This window comes from Pantoea sp. DY-17, from assembly GCF_019795975.1.
In the GTDB taxonomy this organism is placed as follows: Bacteria; Pseudomonadota; Gammaproteobacteria; order Enterobacterales; family Enterobacteriaceae; genus Pantoea; species Pantoea leporis.
This window is the reverse complement of sequence record NZ_JAIMIG010000002.1, coordinates 483,254-502,561: the sequence shown is the minus strand read 5'-3', so window position 1 is coordinate 502,561 and position 19,308 is coordinate 483,254. Positions and strand designations below refer to the sequence as shown.

The 19,308-nt window shown below is 51.6% G+C and carries 16 protein-coding genes; 6 read left to right on the top strand and 10 right to left on the bottom strand.

Annotated elements, in window-relative coordinates:
• Nucleotide 1: 1 nt before the first annotated feature.
• The gene (locus K5Y33_RS12645) at nucleotides 2-1,237 is read right to left on the bottom strand and encodes an oligosaccharide flippase family protein (RefSeq protein WP_222234140.1); all 1,236 of its coding nucleotides are present in this window, start codon (nucleotides 1,235-1,237) and stop codon (nucleotides 2-4) included.
• Between the two features lie 610 nt (nucleotides 1,238-1,847).
• On the opposite strand from K5Y33_RS12645, the gene K5Y33_RS12640 reads away from it, so the two are divergent.
• Complete coding sequence (locus K5Y33_RS12640) at nucleotides 1,848-2,036, top strand: YjfB family protein (protein ID WP_110867097.1); 189 nt, start codon at nucleotides 1,848-1,850, stop codon at nucleotides 2,034-2,036.
• Between the two features lie 110 nt (nucleotides 2,037-2,146).
• Here the strand turns inward: K5Y33_RS12640 and K5Y33_RS12635 are convergent, their stop codons facing one another.
• The 6 genes from K5Y33_RS12635 to K5Y33_RS12610 form a co-directional block, all read right to left on the bottom strand.
• Entirely contained in the window at nucleotides 2,147-2,755 is a 609-nt protein-coding gene (locus K5Y33_RS12635) for an SIS domain-containing protein (RefSeq protein ID WP_222234139.1), read from the bottom strand.
• Nucleotides 2,752-4,392, bottom strand: coding sequence for an FGGY-family carbohydrate kinase (locus K5Y33_RS12630; RefSeq protein ID WP_222234138.1), 1,641 nt, complete (start codon nucleotides 4,390-4,392; stop codon nucleotides 2,752-2,754). The genes K5Y33_RS12635 and K5Y33_RS12630 overlap by 4 nt, the downstream gene beginning before the upstream one ends.
• 28 nt (nucleotides 4,393-4,420) lie before the next feature.
• Complete coding sequence (locus K5Y33_RS12625; protein WP_222234137.1) at nucleotides 4,421-5,374, bottom strand: ABC transporter permease; 954 nt, start codon at nucleotides 5,372-5,374, stop codon at nucleotides 4,421-4,423.
• 1 nt (nucleotide 5,375) lies between these two features.
• The gene (locus K5Y33_RS12620; RefSeq protein ID WP_222234136.1) at nucleotides 5,376-6,365 is read right to left on the bottom strand and encodes an ABC transporter permease; all 990 of its coding nucleotides are present in this window, start codon (nucleotides 6,363-6,365) and stop codon (nucleotides 5,376-5,378) included.
• Nucleotides 6,358-7,878 carry a sugar ABC transporter ATP-binding protein gene (locus K5Y33_RS12615; protein ID WP_222234135.1) on the bottom strand — a complete coding sequence of 507 codons (1,521 nt, stop codon included), beginning with the start codon at nucleotides 7,876-7,878 and terminating at the stop codon, nucleotides 6,358-6,360. The genes K5Y33_RS12620 and K5Y33_RS12615 overlap by 8 nt, the downstream gene beginning before the upstream one ends.
• 245 nt (nucleotides 7,879-8,123) lie before the next feature.
• On the bottom strand, nucleotides 8,124-9,110 hold the full coding sequence (locus tag K5Y33_RS12610; protein ID WP_110867101.1) for an autoinducer 2 ABC transporter substrate-binding protein: 987 nt from the start codon (nucleotides 9,108-9,110) through the stop codon (nucleotides 8,124-8,126).
• A gap of 639 nt (nucleotides 9,111-9,749) precedes the next feature.
• Between K5Y33_RS12610 and K5Y33_RS12605 the strand changes: the two genes are divergently transcribed.
• Both K5Y33_RS12605 and K5Y33_RS12600 read left to right on the top strand, forming a co-directional pair.
• Complete coding sequence (locus K5Y33_RS12605; RefSeq protein WP_222234134.1) at nucleotides 9,750-11,045, top strand: MFS transporter; 1,296 nt, start codon at nucleotides 9,750-9,752, stop codon at nucleotides 11,043-11,045.
• Between the two features lie 15 nt (nucleotides 11,046-11,060).
• Entirely contained in the window at nucleotides 11,061-11,867 is an 807-nt protein-coding gene (locus K5Y33_RS12600; RefSeq protein ID WP_222234133.1) for a substrate-binding domain-containing protein, read from the top strand.
• On the opposite strand, the gene K5Y33_RS12595 is transcribed toward K5Y33_RS12600, so the two are convergent.
• The 3 genes from K5Y33_RS12595 to K5Y33_RS12585 all read right to left on the bottom strand — a co-directional run bounded on the left by K5Y33_RS12595 (nucleotide 11,842) and on the right by K5Y33_RS12585 (nucleotide 14,159).
• Nucleotides 11,842-12,741: a LysR family transcriptional regulator gene (locus K5Y33_RS12595; RefSeq protein ID WP_101761233.1), complete on the bottom strand. Its 900-nt coding sequence runs from the start codon at nucleotides 12,739-12,741 to the stop codon at nucleotides 11,842-11,844. The genes K5Y33_RS12600 and K5Y33_RS12595 overlap by 26 nt on opposite strands.
• A gap of 137 nt (nucleotides 12,742-12,878) precedes the next feature.
• Nucleotides 12,879-13,670 (bottom strand): cytochrome c oxidase assembly protein, encoded by a 792-nt coding sequence (locus K5Y33_RS12590; protein ID WP_255610307.1) that lies wholly within the window; start codon nucleotides 13,668-13,670, stop codon nucleotides 12,879-12,881.
• 12 nt (nucleotides 13,671-13,682) lie between these two features.
• Nucleotides 13,683-14,159 carry a DUF2243 domain-containing protein gene (locus K5Y33_RS12585; RefSeq protein WP_210080152.1) on the bottom strand — a complete coding sequence of 159 codons (477 nt, stop codon included), beginning with the start codon at nucleotides 14,157-14,159 and terminating at the stop codon, nucleotides 13,683-13,685.
• Nucleotides 14,160-14,399: 240 nt separating this feature from the next.
• On the opposite strand from K5Y33_RS12585, the gene K5Y33_RS12580 reads away from it, so the two are divergent.
• The 3 genes from K5Y33_RS12580 (at nucleotide 14,400) to K5Y33_RS12570 (ending at nucleotide 19,235) form a co-directional block, all read left to right on the top strand.
• Complete coding sequence (locus K5Y33_RS12580; RefSeq protein ID WP_222234132.1) at nucleotides 14,400-15,014, top strand: TetR/AcrR family transcriptional regulator; 615 nt, start codon at nucleotides 14,400-14,402, stop codon at nucleotides 15,012-15,014.
• Nucleotides 15,015-15,087: 73 nt separating this feature from the next.
• Nucleotides 15,088-16,188 carry an efflux RND transporter periplasmic adaptor subunit gene (locus tag K5Y33_RS12575; protein WP_222234131.1) on the top strand — a complete coding sequence of 367 codons (1,101 nt, stop codon included), beginning with the start codon at nucleotides 15,088-15,090 and terminating at the stop codon, nucleotides 16,186-16,188.
• Nucleotides 16,185-19,235 carry an efflux RND transporter permease subunit gene (locus K5Y33_RS12570; protein ID WP_222234130.1) on the top strand — a complete coding sequence of 1,017 codons (3,051 nt, stop codon included), beginning with the start codon at nucleotides 16,185-16,187 and terminating at the stop codon, nucleotides 19,233-19,235. Before K5Y33_RS12575 ends, K5Y33_RS12570 begins: the two co-directional genes overlap by 4 nt.
• The last annotated feature ends 73 nt before the right edge of the window (nucleotides 19,236-19,308 follow it).

Here is a 19,308-nt window from a genome sequence, read left to right as displayed (position 1 = left end):
ATTATCTCAGTTTGAAAATGTTAAGATGCATTTTGATGATTGTTTTATTTCTGAAGAAGTAATTGAGTAAAGTGCAAGACATAATCTCAACGATCAAAAAACAGTATGCGGCCCCATTAATGCCGAAGGAATTAATCATTAGCCATGAAAGCGGTATGGTTAAGACACAACATAAAAACATCTTTTTAGCCAGGTAACTGTATCCGGACTCTTTGATCATATAGCGATAACAAATTGTACCTAATGCAGAGAACATAGTGCCGATGATAATGATGGGAATGATACTCACGGAATCCATATACTTATCGCCATACAGTAAATGTATGAAGTATTCACCAAAAAAGTAGAATCCAGCTAACGCTATAAGCGAACACAAGATGACAATTCGGTTGATTTTAATGAGTAGCATTTCAACGGTGATTTGATCTTTTTCACTGTATATCTTTGAGAAGAAGCTTGTTATTAATGCCAATACGATAAATGACCAGGCACCTCCTAAAGTTAACGCGACGCTATAAACGCCCAGATTTGAGTAAGAAAGGATTTTTGCCAAAAAAATGCTCGATATCTGCGTATAGATGTCAGCCGATAGACTCGATAAAATCAGCGCACCGCCGGTGAATAACATATGACGGTTATACATTCCGGCGCCTTTACGATTCTCATTTATTTTTGTGGTGTAGTTAAAATAGATAAGACGCAGGAAATAAGGTATGAGCGGGATGATAACAATAGGAATGGTGAAGTAGTACACGGGCATTTTGAAGTATGAAATAGAGAATCGAATCAACAAGGCAAGAGATAAGCCGATCACATTGGTGATAGTGTTTATTTTTGATTTTAATTGCGTGTTGTTGTAGATGGAAAAGAAGTCCATCACAATGTAGTAAGTGGCAATACAGTTGGCCACACCAAATAGAAACACAATGATGTCAGTGAAGAAGTAGAGGTAGATCAATACCGCGCTTGATGACAGGAGAAAGAAAAATCGCCGTTGATTTTGTGTGTGTATCGCTAATGCGATCCCAGACTTACTCTTTTCACTCATGCGTTTAAAGATGATGTTCTGACCGCCAAACCACGATAGCGTTTGCACAAATATAAACAGAGAAGTTGAAATGTTTATTTTGCCATAGTCTTCAGGGCCAACGTATTTTGCCATCAGCGCATTAATATACAGTAGCCCGATGATATTGACTGACTTTTCTAACATGATCCATATTGAGTTAGAGTACATTGCATGTCTCTCATCTACAGAGCTGTGTTGATAGCGTTAAGGACTGTTTATAAGCCATCCGCAAAAAATGAAGCTTTCTTCTATATGCATTAATGTTGTGTATTATTGCGAAATATTCATATAAAAAACACCCAATATTACTGTTTATTCTGCAGGCTAAATTAATTGGTTGACAGTGTGGCTGCTGATATCCAATTAGTGAAGGGTTTTTTTATTAATCAGATTAATGACGTGCGTTTTCAAATATTGAGTCCATTATTTAATTGTGTTCGACTCTATATATTGTGATGATGATCATGATTTTCTTTAACGGGACTAATTACCGAGAGCACACAGTGTAGCGGCGCAATTCATTGCGCGATTATGCCCTATTTCATGGGGCTGATTTCTGACCACGTCAGTACCGCTGTGGCTTACAGCCTGCTGCAGCTGTGCTTTGTTGTGGTGCTGGCCTCGCAGACATTCATAATGCGGTGAGTGGCTTGAGGGGCGATTCTGCGGAATCGCCTTATGAATGAACGTTAAAGTAATGCGTGCAAATGCCGATAAGCCTTTCAGGCTTTTAAAAGCTGTTTTTGTACTCAATATTCGTATTAATCAGGAGAGCAAGATGGATGTATCACAAATTACATCACTGGCTACCGGCCTTGATAACATGGAACTGGCTAATAAAATAAGCACGTTAGTACTGAAAAAGACATTAGATAATCAGCAATCGATGGCGAGCGGCATTCTGGATTCGATTCCTCAGTTGCCTGCAAACCCTGCAATTGGGCGCAACATTAATACCACTGCCTGAAGTCAGCATTAACGGTTTTATGGAGTGATGTCGATCGGGTATCACTCCTCAAATGATTAAGTAGTGTTGGCATGTTATTAGCGGAAGAAATTACAGGATGAAGGTGTCGATCACATATCCTGTTCGCGCAGTATTTTGCCGACATTTCCGCCCGGATGGACGTTGAGCAGCCGCTGCTGATCGAAGCCGTTACGCAGCATGATGTTACAGCACAGCGCATCGAACACCGCCAGCACCAGCATGATAGAAGTGGTAGCCAGCATATTGAGCGGGTCGATCTCCCGCTGGATATGCGTTTTCACCACCAGCGTAGCGGCGTCGGCAATCGCTGAGTCCAGGTTTTCCGTCACGCTGATGATAGCAACGCCTTTGGTTTTAAGCGTCGGCAGCAGGCGCGTCAGTTCTTCAGAATTACCGCCACGTGAAATCAGGATCATCAGGTCGTTGTTGCGCATAAATCCCAGGTCACCGTGGGCTGCATCGGTAGCGTTGAGGTACACTGCCGGTTGCTCGACGCATGCCAGCATGTGGGCGATTTTCCGCGCGGCAATGCCCGAGGTGCCAACACCGGTCACAACAATTTTACCGTGGCATCCGGTAACCAGCATCAGGAGCTGATGCCAGGTTCCGGCATCAAGATTACGTTGTAACGCCAGTAATTCCTCGCTATAGGTCTGCCAGGCCTGACATGCCTGAGAAAATTCTTCTTCCGCATTCATTCAATTTTCCCCTGCATCAGGTCACGATATTTCATGCTGTCGTGATACATCTCGTGGAATACGCGGTATTTACGATCGTAATACTCTTTGATTTTGTTGGTCTGTGGTGTGATGGTTTTACCAATGCGGCTCATTGCAGCCATGGCTTCCGGCAGCGAATCATAGACACCCGCTGCAACGGTGCCCATCATGGCGCTGCCGAGCAACATCGCTTCACTCTCTTCCGGCAACAGCATTGCGCAACCTGTCGCGTTGGAATGCTCCTGCACAAAAATCGGGTTTTTAGTGCCGCCACCACTCGCCATCATGGTATCAATGCAATAACCACTCTGGTTCATGGTTTCAATAATATGACGAGTGCCGAGCGCCAGCGCCTGAATGGTGGCGAGATAATGCAGCGCCATGTCTTCCGGCGTGCGAGACAATTTCAGGCCAGTCAACGTGCCCGTGAGTGTTGGATTAGCACGCGGTGAGCGGTTGCCGTGGAAATAGGGCAACATATGAATGTCTTTGGTCAGGAAAGCGATATTTTCTGGCTCACCCGCCATTTTGCGCAAAATACCATTCAGAATTTCATAAATCGTTTTGCCGCTGTCTTTTCCCTGTTTGAGTAAATCCTGATAACACGGGTGTGACTGAATGACATGATCAATTAACGCGCCGGTAGTCGATTGTCCGCCTTCATTCAGCCAGTAATCCGGCAGAATCGCCGAATAATATGGTCCCCAGATCCCACCGATATAGCGCGCGCTACGCGACATCGCCATATGAGCGGTGGACGTCCCGCCAATCAGCGCGATGCGATTATCGAAATCTGCTGATTCGCCGGATACGCCGCTGGCACCCAGAATGCCGAGGCTACCCGCGTGGGCATCAATAATGGAGACGCTGACCGCCGTACCGGCAATCAACCCCATTTCTGCAGCGGCGCGCTGAGTTAATCCATGCCCCAGCGGCTCACCCATGGTTTTTACTTCACTGCCGATTTTTGACGCGTTGTTTTCCAGCAAATCTTCCAGACCGATCTGGCGGAAATAGCTCGAGTCCCAGCGGTCTTCGTGACCGATATATGTCCATTTGCAGACGGTGGAGCACAACGAACGTGTGGTGTCCTGCGTGGCGCGCCAGGTAAGAAAATCAGGCAGGTCGAACAGATGCCCGACGTTGCTCCAGGTCGTCGGCATGTGTTGCTTCAGCCACAGCAGTTTTGGCGTCTGCATTTCTGGTGAGATGATTCCGCCGACAAATTCCAGCACGCGGTGGCCGGTGGCATTGATGCGTTCTGCCTGCGTGATAGCACGGTGATCCATCCATACAATAATGTTCTGCTCGCTTCGCCCGGACGGGCTGACGGTCAGCGGTTTACCTTCTTTATCCAGCACCACCAGCGAACAAGTGGCGTCAAAACCGATGCCTTTCACCTGAATAGGATTGATATCTGCCTGATTAACCGCGTCTTTTACGGCGTTACAGACAGACTGCCAAATCTCATCGGAAGACTGTTCAACGAAATCGGCTTTCGGGCGGTACAGCGTGATCTCACGGCTGGCCTGGCCGACCATGCGGCCGGTCATATCGAAGACGCCTGCGCGGGCGCTGCCGGTTCCTACGTCTATTCCAATAAAATATGTCGCCATGTTTTTTCCCTTCGTAAAAATCTTTCGCTTATGATTTTCTGTTTTGCAGAGCGATAAACAGGATCAGAACGCAACCCCACAGCGCCATGGTCAGATAACTGCTGACGCCCATCAGGTTAAGGCCGCTCTCGAGCATTTGCAGGACGATCAACGCCAGTACCAGTCCGATGACCCGGCCAAACCCGCCGTCGGGATTAATTCCGCCAAGTACAGAAGCCAGAATGGTCACCAGCAAATAGGAGTCGCCATAGCCTGCTTTGGCCGAGTTGAATTTGGACATCATCAGCAGTGCCGCGCCCCATCCGAGCAGCGCGGAAAGCACATACACCGCGAGGGTAACTTTGTGGGTGTTGACGCCACTGAACCGCGTGGCCTGTTCGTTGGACCCCATCAGATAGAGGCTGCGTCCCAGCGTGGTATGTTCCAGTAACACCCACAACAGCAGCGCCACCAGCAGGAATAACAGCAGCGCCACCGGAATGCCAAGCAGGCTGCCGTTGCTGAGATACTGAATGGCTGCCGGGAAGCCGGAAATCACAGCACCATTGGTTAGCAGAATATTCAGCCCGCCAATCAGCGTCATGGTACCGAGGGTCGCCAGAATCGGCGAAACACCGATATAGGCGATCAGTGCGCCATTGAGCGCGCCAATGAGCACAGCGATGACCAGACCCGCGAGCATCGCCAGCGCGAAATATTCTGGCTGGTTCTGGTGCGCCACCAGAATGGCCGCCATCGCCAGCGAACAGGCATTGGCTCCGGCAATGACCGAAAGATTGATACCGCCGGTGAGCATGGTGATACCCATACCCAGCGCCAGCATGCCCAGAATCGGTAACTGAGAGGAGATCGACTGGAAATTGCCGACGCTGTAAAAACTGCCGCCCAGCGTGAACGAGAACAGCACGGCAACGGCGACGATGATCAATAACTGCAAGCGGATGATGCGATCGCCCGGAAAGAAGCGGTTTAAGGTTGTCATGTCACATTCCCTTTGCCAGTTTGCGTTTTTCATTCCACGCGGTGCTGCTGATGCTGACCAGAATGATCACGCCGCTGAAAACCTGATGCCAGTAAGATGAAATGCTCAGCAAGGTCATACCATTTTGCAGGAAGGCCAGCAGCATTACCCCCAGAATGGTGCCGGTCAGCGAGCCACGGCCGCCGGTCATGCTGGTGCCGCCTAATACCACCGCCGCCAGCACCGTCAGCTCATAACCCAGCAGGGAATTAGGCGCGACAGACTGGGTGATTTGCGCCTGAACCACGGCCGCTATACCCGCCAGCAATCCCATAAATCCGTATACATAAAAATGCAGTCGCAGGATGTTCAGGCCGAGACGCGACGCAGCGTCTCGGTTACTGCCCATGGCATAAATCTGGCGCCCCACGCGTGTGCGGTTCATCAACACGCCGGTGGCGATGATCACGCCCAGCAAGCTAAGCAGCGGCAGTGTCAGGCCATAGTCGTAACCGTCGGCGGCGGTAAAGGAGAACCAATTAACACCGTTCATAAACCAGTCGGGAAACCCGTATAACCAGGTGCCATTGGTGACATACACCAGCAGACCGTAAAACAGGTTTAACGTGGCAATGGTGATAATGATGGCCGGAACGCGGAGCCAGTACACCAGAAAACCGTTGACCAGCCCGAGCAGCAACCCGCTGCCCATCGACAGGGCAAATGCCAACGGAAAGCTACCGCCGTGATGGATGATGTAACTGGCCATCACGTACTGACCGATTGAGGTAATGGCCGGGAAGGAGATGTCGATGCCCCCGGCAATTAACACCACAAACAGACCACAGGCCAGAATGGCAAGAATGGCGTAACTGGTGGCGACGTCAGTCAGGTTACCCAGGGTCATAAATTCACTGGTGCCGACGCTTAAGCCAATCACCAGCAGCAGAACCAGTAATCCCAGCCAGAACTCGTGCTGGGAAAACAGTTTCGACAGAGATTTATTATCCATTAATCACCTCCGCAATCTGCGCTTCGCTGCTTTGGTGCGGCGCGAATTCCGCTACCAGTTCGCCTTTGCGCATCACCAGCACGCGATGACTGTTGTAATACGCTTCCGGAATTTCATCGCAAATCATCAGCACCGCCATGCCAGATTCCGCCAAATCGCGTGCGATGCGATAAATTCCCTCTTTGTTGGCAATATCTACGCCGACGGTCGGCGAATCGAGGATCAGAATATGGGGTTGTGTTGCTACCCATTTGGCGATGGCGATACGTTGTGCGTTACCGCCGGAAAGGGTTTTAACGGGTAACTGGCTATCCGAGACTTTGATGTTCAAATCGCGGATCAGGTCCCTCACCACCGCTGCGGCTTTCTTATGGTCCATTAATCCTGCGCCGGTGTGCAGCTTGTCGAAAATGGACACCAGCGTGTTGTCATAAATGGATTGCTCCATGATCAGACCCTGCGTCAGACGGTCTTCTGACACATAAGCAATGCCGTGACGGATGGCGTCGCGGTTACTGTGGAATTGCACCACATTGCCGTTAACGCGAATTTCTCCGCTATCTGGTTGGCTCATGCCGAACAGGCTCAGACAGAGTTCCGTCCGGCCCGAACCGAGCAGGCCAATAATCGAGGTGATTTCACCCTGGCGCAGCGCCAGTGAAATATTCTGATACTGACCTTTGCGGCTTAGTTGGCTGACTTCAAGGAGTGGCGTTACGTTGGCTGGCGCACGATGCGGCAGATGACTGTAGGTAAAACGTTGTCCGGTCATCAGGAATGCCAGTTCATTACTGTCGAGTTCGCTGGCCGGATAGGTGCCAACCAGTTTGCCGTCGCGCATCACGCTGATGCGATCGGCCACTTCCATCACCTCATCAAGACGGTGGCTGACAAACACCACGCAGATACCGGCGGATTTGAGCTCATTCACCACGCGCAATAGACCATTCACTTCAGTACGAGTCAGCGATGCGGTCGGTTCATCCATAATCACTAAACTGGCGTCAGCGGCGATAGCGCGGCATATGGCGACTAATTGGCGATCGGCGATCGACAGCTTTTCGACTTTACGATCCGGATCCAGAGAGACGCCGACCCGTTGCATCGCTGCCACCGCTTTTTTGCGCATTGCCTCGCGATGTACCCAAAAATCTCCGCCTGGTAAATAACGGTGAATGGCAATATTTTCGGCTACCGACAGATTGGGAAATAAAGACAAATCCTGATAAATAACCTGAATGCCGTAATACGAAGAGAGCTGCGGCGTCAGAGTATGAAATAGTTTTCCGTCCAGCGTAATGGCCGCGCCTTTTTCCGGCTGATAAACACCAGAAATGACTTTAATGATGGTACTTTTGCCACAGCCATTTTGACCAGCAAGGCAATGCACTTCGCCTTTATTTAACGTCAGGCTGACATTGTCTAATGCTAGTACGCCGGGAAATTTTTTGCTGATTCTTTCAAGGCTGATAAAGGCCTCATAAGGGGCAGGGGACGTATTAAGCGTATTCATCACCGATCCTTAAGCATATCCTTTGTAATTCCAGTGGGCATTGGCTGCGCAATTTAGAGCTAATCAATGGGTTATGTTTGCGCATTGGCCGCTTTGCCCTGCTGGAATTATTTAGGGTATAAATTTTCATGTCTGATTCGAGATCTAAATACGGCACAACATACAACGCCGCATTTATTTCTCTTAGCCTGGTGTGGCGCTGGAGATAATCTGTCTCCGGAAAATACCTGAATTAAAAAGCCTGATCAGAATCCAAGTGATTTCGCATTCTCTGGTGTCACTTCCAGAATTTTATTAAAGCGAATGACTTTTTTATCCATATCTACGTCAGCTTTCCCCAGCCCTTCGATAGTCAGATCTTTGGTGACTTCTTTACCCTGCAACAGCTGATCAGCGACCGTTACTAAGGCATAGCCGGCATCTTTTGGATCCCACAGCAGCGCTTTCTTAATATCACCGCGCATTAAATATGGAGCAGCTTGAGCGGGCATAGCGATACCAACAACGGCGATTTTATTTTTAGCGCGTTTCTGTTGAACCGCCTGACCCGCACCAATCGGGCCGAGCGAACCGAAACCGATAATCCCTTTCAGGTCGGGATAGGTCTTCATTAAATCCAATGTGGTGGAGTATGACTTATCAATATTTTCTGCCACCGGCAGGCGAGACGTTACTTCATGCATATCCGGGTACTTTTCTTTCTGATATTTGATCGCAGCATCCGCCCACGCGTTATGCAGCGGCACAGTCAGGGATCCGACATAAATGGCGTACCCTCCTTTGCTACCCATATCTTTTGCCAGTTCGTCCATATTGGCTTCAGCATATTTCTGGCTGTCAATGGTTTCGATATCCCATTGACCAATTTGCTGGTCCGGCGATTCATGGGTTAATACCACGATGCCCTGGTCACGCGCTTTCTTTAATACCGGCTCCAATACTTTGGCATCGTTTGGCACCACGATGATGGCGTCGACTTTTTTAGCAATCAAATCTTCAATCACCTTGACTTGCTGGGCCGGGTCTGGAGTGGAGCCGCCGACTTGATAAGCGTTGACATCCAGTTTTTGCGCGGCTTCTTTCACGCCGACTTCCATGCGGGTAAACCATGGAATACCGGTGACTTTGGCGACCACGGCAATATCGTAAGGCTTAGCGGCGAAAGTGGGTGTTGTGAATAACATGCATGCTGAAACCACACATGCACTGACTAATGCGAGGTTAAATTTCATTGCGATACCTTTCTTATGATGTTTTGCAGTAGGGAGCGGACGGTTGGTATTCAATTCACACTCAGAGATTAACTGAAGGAGACACCGGTTTTCGCATGATTGTGATCAAAATGTGAACAATGCCCAGTTTTGTTAAATTTAAAGATTGCTTGTGTTAATAAAAAGTAAATAAACACTCCTCCATTTCCCGGCATCCCTAATTTCAGAGGTGATGGGCCACTTTTATTAACAATTTATTTACAATGAAGTAACAAAAGAGAAATATTTGACCGCGTCGTATCTTTCTTGCAGCTAAGAAGGCGGTGCCAGAAATTTTATTTGCACGGAATGTGAACAGCAGCGCATTCCTGGCGATTTTAAGATTCCAAAAACGACGTTTCCCCATCGACGTCATTTTCATCCTCACCAGATATGAGCCTTGTCACAAAATACTTATGACGTTTTTAGCCCTCAAAAAGTAACGCTAAGAAGTGAGGGGCTGTTAAAGGCCCGTTGCAGCTTGTTAATGAATTTGTTAACGCAGATTAATGCATCAAACGCATCAACCCATGAGTTTATTGCGCTTATATAGTTTGTTTTGCTCATCCAGTCTGCAGAAGCAGGCGCTGTAAAAGCGCTAATGACAAACTGGAGATAAACATGCATTCCTCTAACCTACCCATGACGGCCCGAACCCGATGCAGTGCGATACTGCGGGTGACTTCTGGCAACTTTCTGGAACAATTCGATTTTTTCCTTTTCGGGTTTTATGCCACTTATATCGCCCATACTTTCTTTCCGGCCAGCAGTGAATTTGCTTCGCTGATGATGACCTTTGCGGTCTTTGGCGCAGGGTTTTTAATGCGTCCGGTCGGCGCGATTGTGCTGGGCGCGTATATTGATAAAGTTGGCAGACGTAAAGGGCTCATTGTTACCTTGTCGATCATGGCGGCGGGGACATTCCTGATTGTTCTCATTCCGTCTTATCAAACGATTGGGCTCTGGGCACCCTTTTTAGTGCTATGTGGTCGCTTATTGCAAGGCTTCTCAGCGGGCGCAGAGTTAGGCGGCGTATCCGTTTATCTGGCAGAAATTGCCACGCCCGGCCGTAAAGGTTTTTACACCAGCTGGCAATCTGGCAGCCAGCAAGTGGCCATTATGGTGGCAGCGGCCATGGGCTTCGCACTGAATGCGTCCATGGAAGAAAGCACCCTTCGCGAGTGGGGATGGCGTTTGCCTTTCCTGTTCGGCTGCCTGATTGTTCCGTTCATTTTTGTTCTGCGCCGTAAACTGGAAGAGACCGAAGCGTTCACTGCTCGGCGCAACCACCTGGCGATGCGAGACGTGTTTAAAACGCTGTTAGCAAACTGGCAGGTGGTTATCGCCGGAATGTTGATGGTCGCCATGACCACCACCGCGTTTTATCTGATCACCGTATATGCCCCTACCTTCGGTAAAAAAGTGCTGATGCTGAGCGCTTCTGACAGCCTGTTGGTGACTCTGCTGGTTGCGGTATCAAACTTCTTCTGGCTACCGGTTGGGGGAGCCTTGTCAGACCGCTATGGCCGTAAGCCTGTATTGGTGACCATGGCGATGCTGGCGCTGATGACTGCTTATCCGGCACTTAACCTGCTTGCTGAAGCACCCAGCTTTTCGATGATGCTGACAGTGCTATTGTGGCTCTCCTTCCTTTACGGTCTGTATAACGGCGCCATGATCCCGGCATTAACAGAGATTATGCCGGTAGAAGTGCGAGTTGCAGGCTTCTCTCTGGCCTACAGTCTGGCTACGGCTATTTTCGGTGGATTTACGCCAGTCATTTCAACTGCACTGATTGAGTACACCGGCGATAAGGCTTCACCCGGCTACTGGATGAGCTTTGCTGCGATTTATGCATTACTGGCCACCCTCTATTTATACCGTCGCAGCGCGTTATCACTTCAAACCGCTGGTTAGTTCAGGAATAACATCATGCAAAAAATACATCGTTCACTTCTCATTACGCTGTTAGTGAGTTCCGTTAGTTTTTCAGCGGCGGCCAAAGATGTCACCGTTATGATTTCGGGCGGATTTAAAGCGGCGCTGGAAAAACTGGCCCCACAATTTGAAGCAAAAAGCGGCGACAAGATCATTTTGATCTCTGGTCCCTCGATGGGGAGAACGCCTCAGGCGATTCCTGCGCGTCTGGCGCGCGGGGAGAAGGCGGATGTGGTGATTATGGTCGGTGATGCGCTGAAAAACCTGGAGAAGGATAACTGGCTTCAGCTTGGTTCGCGCGTTGAGCTAGCCGACTCTTCAATTGGTATGGTCGTCAAAGAAGGTGAGCCTAAACTAAATATTAAAACGGATGCAGATCTGCGTAATGCCCTTTTGCAGGCCAAATCTATTGCTTATTCTGACAGTGCCAGCGGCCGCTATGTCAGCAGCCAACTGTTTAAAAAACTGGGTATAGAAGACCAGGTAAAAACAAAAGCGCATAGGGTAGAGCGCATTCCGGTGGCATCCGAAGTGGCTAAAGGCAATTATGCCATCGGTTTCCAGCAAGTGAGTGAATTGCTACCTGTGCCGGGCGTCACCTTTGTGGGTGAACTGCCTGAAGATGTGCAATACGTTACCCGCTTTGCCGGTGCGGTGACCGCCAAAGCAATAAACGGGCAGGAGGGCAAAGCGTTACTCAACTTCCTCTCTTCGGCTGAGGCGCAAGATACTGTGCGCGCTACCGGATTGCGTTCGGTGACGGCTGAACTGCCGGTTAAACAACACGATACTGTTCAGTGATCAGCTTCTCTAACTCAGCTGCAATGTAGGATTGCATACGGCCACTGCGCCTGATCAGGCCAACCGTACGCTTTACCACCGGCTCAGTGAGTGAAAGGTGTGTGAGTACTGAATGCTCTGACATCGGCATCGACATAGCGGGTACGGCAGCCATGCCGATACCCGCTTCAACCATACCTAGCATGGTGGTCACATGACGGGTTTCGCAGATACTGGGGCGCTCAGGAACGATGTGATCCAGCATCTTATCAAGTAGATGGCGGTTACCGGAGGTCTTATCCAGCTCAATGTAATCCTGCTGATAAAACTCTCGCCAGGTCAGGTTTTTTTTATTGGCTAATGGATGATCCCGCCTGCAGGCCGCCACGTAGACATCGCTCGTTAAGGGTATAAATTCGATAGTGGTTTGCAAATCTCTGGCAAAACAGATGCCGAAGTCTGCCTGACCACTGGCCACTGCTTCAATGACGTTTCCAGCGCTACTATCAATGATTTTCACACGCACTCGTGGATAGCGTGTCTGGAAACGGCGGATAACATCGGGCATAAAATAGTAGGCTGCCGAGGGTACAGTGGCAACGGTGACCAGCCCTATACGATCCTGACTCACCTTATTAATATCCGCTAATACCAGTTCAACATTCGCCAGCAGCTGATCTGAGCGTTCAGCAAAGGTCCGTCCATACAGTGTCAACGTGACACGCCGGGTCGTTCTATCGAACAACTTGATCCCTAACGCGGATTCTAGCTTTTCTATCCTACGACTCAATGCTGACTGTGAAAGGCAGATGGACTCAGCGGCAAGCCGAAAATTACTGTATTCAACCAGCGCACGGAAGGCATAAAGATCGTTAAGGTCAAAATTTACAGGCATAGCAGCAGACAGTCCTTTGGAGCCAGCGGGTGTTCAAAGGGGCAATGATAGCCACATTATTGATTACGGTAACCACGTCTTACCTACAAATGTTATTACTTTTCATATTGGCAAATAATTTTGTCATGGAATGGTCATTATTTCCCCACCAGCATTTCTGGCAGCGTGCTGCGTTGCCGGAACCACGCGGCAAAAAAGCCGACGATAATGCAAAACTCGGCAATATCTCCGCCGTAATACATCCACTGCGCAGCCTGCTGAATTTCTCCAGCGCTGGCTAAGGTTCCACGTGGGTATCCGAAGCCGTACATCAACTTCGCAAGAATAGCGTGAGCGGCCGTAGCAAAAAAAATTGCCGCCAGACGCACAGTTCTTGATGGACGGTGAGGCGCGGGATCGGGCCCGGCAACAGACCAGGTAAACAGGTAGCCGGAGAGGACAAAATGCAGATGCAGGAAAATAAACAGGGCAGGAATGGCCATGCTCAACGCATATAACGGAGTGAGATAAAGAAGATACATCCCGCCAATATCCAGCGAAGCAGCGGTAAATGGATGGATTAAAAAGCGTATCGGGCGGGTGCGGAGAATAGTCATCATAGCGCGCGCCCACCGTGCGGATAGAGTGCGTAATATCAGTGAGCTGGGCGCCCCAAATACCAATCCGAGAGGTCCAAACATACCAAGTAACAGATGCTGCAACATATGACCGCGTAAGTCATGATGCGCCCAGTTAGCCAAAGGCGGCAGCATGGATGCCACGATCATGACGATGCCGGCGGTGAAGCTGGCCATGCGCCAGGCGCTCCAGTGGGCAACCCGGCGTAAACGGACAGCGGCGATCAAATAAAAAAAGAGGATGACTGCAGGAGCTATGACCAAAAGAATAAATAGTGCGACTGAATGGGGCATCGCCGCAGGATGCATCATGGGATCCACGGATCAAACTTCCGTTTTAGCGGATAGAGCAGACCGCGCGTGACGATAAATCAGCAAGCCTGCCACCAATAACAGCACAGCAGACAGATTCCAGATAAGGTCATAAAGCAGCACGTTATCAACATAGCGGATCTGATGCAGCCTGAGCAGCTTGTGATCAACAATTCCATCAAACAGTTGAAAAGCCCCCAAACCCATAATGAATCCTGCCCATGCTGCCGTGCGGTTGAGTTTTCCACGGCTTCGCAGGTCCGCAAACATGAAAAAACCAAGCACGAAAAGAATCAGCTCGCCTGCGTGCAATAATCCATCTGAAAGCAGGCTAAACGCGGGTGTGCCCCAGTCAAAAAAGTGATGCCAGGCCAGAATCTGATGAAATACCACTTCATCAATTGCCGCCATCATACCGATTCCCAGCGGAAGGGTGGCTATGAATGAACGTTTCAGATCGGGTTGAGGACTGGAATTCAAAGTTGGCACTACGCTCTCCGGGTAAAAGTTAAATTTCACTTAAGAAGCGTAGATGATAATTCCCGCAGCCCGGCCGGTTTACGCCAGCGATATGCCGGGCAGGGCGCACGACATTACCAAAAGCGGTTTTCCAGGGATTCCGCTGGGATTGTGATGATAGCAATCAGGCCTTGAAGCGATGAGAAATTGTGACCAAAATATCCGCTGGTCACTCATCATTTACATTAGCTCACCGAGCAAAGTTGAAATATGACAGAGAAAAAAACTACCGCCGCCACGCGTGGGCCTTCCGACCATACCATCCGCAATCAGATTGTGGCTGCCGCCATGGAGTACTTTAGCCATTACGGCTTTGAGAAAACCACCGTATCCGATCTCGCGCGATCAATCGGCTTCTCCAAAGCCTACATTTACAAGTTTTTCGGTTCTAAGCAGGAAATCGGTGAAGTCATCTGCGCCAATTGCCTTACGGATATCACGGAAAGGCTGAACGCTGCGCTGGAGAAGTTACCTTCCGCCACGGAAAAAATAAAGCAGCTGTTTCAGACGCTTGCTGTGGCAGGCTGCGAGCTGTTTTTCCGCGAGCGTCGGCTGTATGACATTGCCGCCGCTTCCTCGCGTGAGCACTGGCCTGCTGCTGTGCAATATGAGGATTCCCTGCGTGAAATTGTGCTCGCCATCCTGCGCGCAGGACGCACTGCCGGGGAATTTGAGCGTAAAACGCCGCTGGATGAAACGGCCGCCGCCGTCTATCTGGTACTCAGACCTCTTGCCGATCCACTCCAATTGCAATCCTCACTTGATACGGCCAGAGAAGATGCAAGCCAATTGGCTGCATTAGTACTTAGAAGTCTCGCTCCGTAGTTTGTGACCATTGACATAATTGGTCACTAGTCAGAGAATGGCGTCCTCATACTTCCCTTGAGTAAGGTAACCCATGCTCCGGCATCTCCCTTTGTTGTCCGTCATCTGCCTGCTGCCGGTCATTCTGACTGGTTGCGGCGAACCTCTATCAGCCGCTGACGATCCGCGCTCCCGGCCGCCACTCATCAGGACGGCGACCGTCGAGCCTGCGGCGGGTCAATCTCGCGTTTTTACCGGCATTGTGGCCGCACGTTTTCAGAGCGACCTGGGTTTTCGCGTGTCGGGCAAGGTGCTTGAGCGTCTGGTTGATAAGGGGCAAAGCGTCAAACGCGGCCAGCTGCTGATGAGGCTCGATCCGGCTGATCTCGCGCTGCAGGTCCGCGCTGCGGAGGGTGCGGTAAACGCCGCCCAGGCACGCGCGCGCCAGACCGGCGATGATGAGAAACGCTATCGTGGATTGGTGGGTTCTGGCGCGGTCTCTGCATCCTCTTACAGTCAAATTCGTGCAGCGGCAGATGCCGCGCGTGCCGATCTGAGCGCCGCGCAGGCGCAGGCACGCGTGGCGCTCAACGCCTCGCAATATGCCGTACTGAGTGCTGATGCCGATGGCGTGGTGGTGGATACGTTGGCCGACCCAGGTCAGGTGGTTAGCGCCGGTCAAATGGTTGTGCGCCTCGCCCGCGCCGGTCAGCGTGAGGCGATGGTCAGTCTGCCGGAGACTTTGCGCCCGCAGGTGGGATCGCCGGCCACAGCCATCCTGTATGGCAGTGGGATCGAGAACGATGCCAGGCTGCGCGAGTTGTCAGACTCGGCGGATGCAGCAACCCGCACCTACGAAGCACGCTATGTGCTGAGCGGTGCCGCAGCCAGTGCTCCACTGGGTTCAACCGTAACCCTGCGTATCCCGGAATCTGCGGCGACGCAAGAATCCTGGTCAGTACCGCTCAGTGCAGTGTGGGATGCGGGACGTGGTGCTGGCGTCTGGCTGGTGGAAGGCAAACCCGCCAAAGTCACCTGGCGTGCCGTGACGCTGCTCGGCATTAGCGACGACAGTGCGCGCGTGTCGGGTCCGCTTCAGAGCGGGGAACAGGTAGCCGCGCTGGGCGCACACCTGCTGCATGAAGGTGAAGCCGTCCGCATCGGAATGCCTGGGTCGCAAGGAGCCACGCCATGAGCCGCAACCGCTTTAACCTCTCGGCGCTGGCGGTGCGTGAACGATCGGTCACGCTGTTCCTGATCATTCTCGTTACGGTTGCCGGCATAGTGGCTTTTCTTGGTCTGGGAAGAGCGGAAGATCCCCCGTTTACCGTCAAGCAGCTGACGGTGATCACCGCCTGGCCTGGCGCCACCGCGCAGGAGATGCAGGATCAGGTGGCTGAGCCGCTGGAGAAGCGGCTGCAGGAGCTGAAGTGGTATGACCGCACCGAGACCTATACTCGTCCCGGAATGGCATACACCATGCTTTCCCTACAGGACAGCACGCCACCTTCTGAAGTGCAGGAGCAGTTTTACCAGGCACGCAAAAAGCTCAGCGATGAGGCGCGCAACCTGCCGGCGGGTGTGATCGGGCCGATGGTTAACGATGAATTCTCGGATGTGGTTTTTGCCCTCTATGCACTGAAAGCAAAGGGTGAACCGCAGCGATTTCTGTCTCGTGATGCCGAAAAACTCCGTCAGCAGCTGCTACACGTTGCGGGCGTAAAAAAAGTCACCATTACCGGCGAGCAGGCAGAACGTATTTATGTCTCCTTTTCCAGCGATCGCCTCGCTACGCTGGGCATTACACCGGAACAGATATTTAACGCCCTGAACGGGCAAAATGCCCTGTCACCCGCCGGTTCGATACAAACGCGCGGGCCCGAGGTGTTTATCCGCCTTGACGGTGCGCTGGATACGCTCGAAAAAATCCGCAACACGCCGGTCGTCTCCGGTAATCACACGCTACGGCTTGTCGACGTGGCCAAGGTCGAACGTGGCTATGTCGATCCGCCCGATTTTCTCATCCGTAAAGAGGGTGAACCTGCACTGATGTTGAGCGTGGTAATGAGGGAAGGCTGGAACGGTCTTGAGCTGGGTAAAGCGCTGGAACAAGAGGTCCGAAATATAAATAGCGACATGCCGCTGGGCATGACGCTCACCAACGTTTCCGACCAGGCGGTTAACATCAGTTCGGCTGTCGATGAGTTCATGGTGAAGTTCTTCGTGGCTCTGCTGGTGGTGATGGTGGTGTGCTTTGTCAGCATGGGCTGGCGCGTTGGCATCGTGGTTGCTGCCGCGGTTCCGCTGACGCTTGCCGTGGTATTTGTGGTGATGGCCGCCACGGGAAAAAACTTTGACCGCATCACGCTGGGTTCACTTATCCTCGCACTGGGTTTACTGGTTGATGACGCCATCATTGCGATAGAGATGATGGTGGTGAAAATGGAAGAGGGCTATGACCGCATCAAAGCATCGGCCTACGCCTGGAGCCATACGGCCGCGCCGATGCTGGCCGGCACGCTGGTAACCGCGATCGGCTTCATGCCCAACGGCTTTGCGCAGTCCACCGCCGGTGAATACACCAGCAATATGTTCTGGATCGTGGGGATTGCCCTGATTGCCTCGTGGGTGGTGGCAGTATTGTTTACCCCTTATCTGGGCGTGAAGATGCTGCCCGACATCAAGCCGGTAGTCGGTGGCCACGCGGCAATCTATAACACCCGCCATTACAATCGCTTCAGACGACTGCTAACCAAAGTCATCGCGCATAAGTGGTGGGTGGCAGGCGCGGTGATTAGCTGCTTTGTGCTGGCCATCATGGGCATGGGGCTGGTGAAAAAACAGTTCTTCCCAACCTCCGATCGTCCTGAGGTGCTGGTTGAAGTGCAAATGCCTTACGGCACCTCAATAGAGCAGACCAGCCAGACCACGGCGCGAATTGAGCACTGGCTGAAAAAGCAAAAAGAAACCCGCACGGTAACCGCGTATATCGGGCAGGGTGCGCCGCGTTTCTATCTGGCGATGGCCCCGGAATTGCCGGATCCCTCTTTTGCCAAAATCGTGGTGCTGACCAACGGCGAGCACGATCGCGATGCGCTGAAGCAGCGTCTGCGACAAGCGGCAGCAGATGGGCTCGCGCCTGAAGCGCAGGTGCGCGTAACACAGCTGGTTTTCGGTCCCTATTCGCCTTATCCGGTCGCTTACCGGGTGATGGGTCCCGATCCAGACGTACTGCGCCAGCTGGCCGCGAAAGTGAAAGTACTGATGCAGGCCAGCCCGATGATGCGCACCGTCAACACCGACTGGGGTTCACGTGTACCGGTAATGCATTTCAGGCTGGATCAGGATCGGCTGCAGGCGATGGGGCTAACGCCTGCCGGAGCGGCTCGTCAACTGCAGTTCCTGCTAAGCGGGGCATCTATCACGGCGATTCGTGAAGATATCCGATCTGTGGAAGTGGTTGGTCGTGCAGCCGGAGAGGTGCGCCTCGATCCCGCGCGCCTTGACGCTCTGACGCTAGCCGGAGCCGATGGGCAGCGCATTCCACTCTCGCAACTCGGTGAAATCGACATCCGCATGGAAGATCCGCTGCTGCGTCGCCGCGATAGAACGCCAACCATAACGGTGCGCGGCGATATTGCTGACGGATTGCAGCCACCGGATGTCTCAAGTGCGTTGAGCCGGGAACTTCAGCCATTAATCGCGTCACTGCCGCCGGGGTACCGTATTGAACAGGCTGGCTCGATTGAGGAGTCGGGTAAAGCGACCAAAGCGATGCTGCCACTGTTCCCAATTATGATTGCTCTGACGTTGCTGATCATCATCCTGCAGGTGCGTTCCATGGCAGCGATGGTGATGGTTTTTCTGACCGCGCCGCTCGGGCTGGTTGGCGTTGTGCCCATGCTGCTGCTATTCCAGCAGCCCTTTGGCATCAATGCACTGGTTGGGCTGATCGCGCTGTCAGGGATTCTGATGCGAAATACGCTGATCCTGATCGGACAAATCCATCAGAATGAGCGGGAAGGCCACGAACCTTTCAAAGCTATCGTTGAGGCAACGGTACAGCGCGCCCGGCCGGTTCTGCTGACAGCGCTAGCGGCGATTCTGGCATTCATTCCACTGACGCACTCCGTGTTCTGGGGCACGCTGGCTTACACGCTGATTGGCGGGACGCTGGGCGGCACCATTATGACGCTGGTGTTTTTACCTGCGATGTATGCCATCTGGTTCCGTGTCAGGTAGGCTAATGCTGAAAAAAATCCCCGCCTGGAGCGGGGAAGGAAGTATGAACAATATGCAAAGACTCTCGCACGCT